This window comes from Providencia sp. PROV032, assembly GCF_028484875.1.
GTDB classification, from domain to species: Bacteria; Pseudomonadota; Gammaproteobacteria; order Enterobacterales; family Enterobacteriaceae; genus Providencia; species Providencia rettgeri_E.
Window position 1 is genome coordinate 1 of the sequence record NZ_JAMPSX010000068.1, and the last position, 1,117, is coordinate 1,117.

General features: G+C 30.2%; 3 protein-coding genes. All 3 read left to right on the forward strand.

Translation table 11 applies throughout. The features are described from left to right. The first annotated feature begins 215 nt into the window (after window positions 1–215). Window positions 216–440: a hypothetical protein gene (locus PSF42_RS20605; protein WP_166185712.1), complete on the forward strand. Its 225-nt coding sequence runs from the start codon at window positions 216–218 to the stop codon at window positions 438–440. After that, on the forward strand, window positions 440–706 hold the full coding sequence (locus tag PSF42_RS20610; protein WP_166185714.1) for a helix-turn-helix domain-containing protein: 267 nt from the start codon (window positions 440–442) through the stop codon (window positions 704–706). Before PSF42_RS20605 ends, PSF42_RS20610 begins: the two co-directional genes overlap by 1 nt. Before the next feature lie 74 nt (window positions 707–780). Continuing rightward, window positions 781–1,083, forward strand: a complete 303-nt coding sequence (locus PSF42_RS20615; protein ID WP_166185716.1) for a helix-turn-helix domain-containing protein — start codon at window positions 781–783, stop codon at window positions 1,081–1,083. Window positions 1,084–1,117: the final 34 nt, after the last annotated feature.

Consider the following 1,117-nt stretch of genomic DNA (forward strand, 5'->3'; position numbering starts at 1 on the left):
GAAGTGTTGAAAGAAGCCCAACCTAACCAGACTTAGCGAGATTAAAGAGCTAAGAAGCCATGACCCAATAACCGATCATGGGGAAAAGCAAAGACAGAATGACGTTGTCGCTTCGCTCCATTTTGATTAGTACCACATTGGGGCATTAGGCTTTTTTTATCTAAAATTTAATCTATCCTTAACTAAGGACCATTTAATTACCTAAGAAATTAAAAATGAAAGAAAAAATAAAAAAATTTATCGAAAAAAAACCAAAAGTAACAACAGAGGAAATACTAAATCACTTGTATCACGACATTATGATCCAAAAAGCACAAGGGAGAAGCTGGTCTAGCATTATAGATGAAATCAGTTTTTCTGGGATTTATGTTAGTGAAGCTTCATTTTACAAGTATGTAGTAAATAAAAATAAAACCCAACTTAGGAGTGATAATGGATAATGGATAATGCAGAGTGTGTAGGCAAGGAACTAAAAAAATTAAGAAAGGAAACAGGCTATAATCTCGGGCAATTTGCTAAGTTAATAAACAAATCAGAGCAGCAATTATTTAGATATGAGCGATGTGTAAATAAAATTGATATCGATACTCTAATAAATTCATTAATTATTTTAGATACAGATATAGCATTATTCTTTACAAGAATAACGAAAATTTATAACAAAGAAGAAGACTCTCTATGTAGAACCCCTGTAATCAATATTTGATTTAAATCTCGACGTGACATTAACCAGTTTTTTTTTGCAAAAAAAATAAAAACATAATAATCAGCGAGTTATATATGAATGATATAAATGAAAAATTAGGCTTATTCTTAAGAAATGAAAGAATCTTAAATTCGTTATCAGGAGCAGAATTAGCTGAAATACTAAATATTAGTCAACAACAGGTATCTCGGTATGAAAGGGGTCAGCACAATTTCACAGTAAAATTTTTAATTTTTTACTGCAAAGCACTGCACATATCACTCGATAAACTAATAACACATGTTTTTTTAAGTGAATCTGATATTGAATTTAACGCTATCTACACAACTAAATTTAGAGCTGTAGAGCTGGAAAACTCAATCAATAATAATAAATAAAAAAATGATATAGCCGACCAATTATGAAGTGCCA

Bases quoted from the DNA above. Each gene is read 5' to 3' on its own strand.
- PSF42_RS20615 (WP_166185716.1), top strand. From the start codon at position 781: ATGAATGATATAAATGAAAAATTAGGCTTATTCTTAAGAAATGAAAGA.
- PSF42_RS20610 (WP_166185714.1), top strand. From the start codon at position 440: ATGGATAATGCAGAGTGTGTAGGCAAGGAACTAAAAAAATTAAGAAAG.
- PSF42_RS20605 (WP_166185712.1), top strand. From the start codon at position 216: ATGAAAGAAAAAATAAAAAAATTTATCGAAAAAAAACCAAAAGTAACA.